1 protein-coding gene is annotated in these 445 nt (G+C 66.3%); it reads left to right on the top strand.

Annotation, left to right across the window (positions count from 1 at the left end):
- A partial coding sequence (locus C7G61_RS45790) for a hypothetical protein (protein ID WP_210205938.1) occupies positions 1-197 on the top strand: 197 nt, incomplete at its 5' end.
- Between the last annotated feature and the right edge of the window lie 248 nt (positions 198-445).

The following is a 445-nucleotide window of genomic DNA, read 5'->3' as shown; positions in this document are numbered from 1 at the left end:
CCGTACGGACGCGAGCGCGGCCACTGGTTCTGGACGATGACAGCCACGGCCCTCCCTTCCCGGTCCCGACGAACGGCACAGTGGAAAAGCACGGGAATGCAGAACGCCACGTCATCGAGTGTGACCAGCGCATGGCGAGCTTTTACGGCGTCTGTCGAATTGGTGCGCAGTGTTATTTGCCACGGCTGACGCCGTGAGTTTCACAGAATAGCCCATCTGTGCGGCGGCCGCTTTTGGCGGCCGGCTCATAGTTCTTGTGCCGGCAGGAGGGACGAGGGGCGCGGCCCCCTCTCCCCAGCAACCCCGAAAACCGGTCTCCCCATCGTTCGGTCTGTCAGGCCGGATCGCCCGGCCTGCCATCCCTGCACGACCGCTCTCCGGCGGCCCTCCAGCCGCAGGGCGGCTTGCGGGTGGGAGATCCCCCTCCGGATTTCGGCATTGCCCC

It is taken from the genome of Bradyrhizobium algeriense (assembly GCF_003062295.1).
GTDB lineage: Bacteria > Pseudomonadota > Alphaproteobacteria > Rhizobiales > Xanthobacteraceae > Bradyrhizobium > Bradyrhizobium algeriense.
The sequence above is the reverse complement of the archived record's forward strand: the minus strand, read 5'-3'. Positions and strand labels throughout refer to the sequence as shown.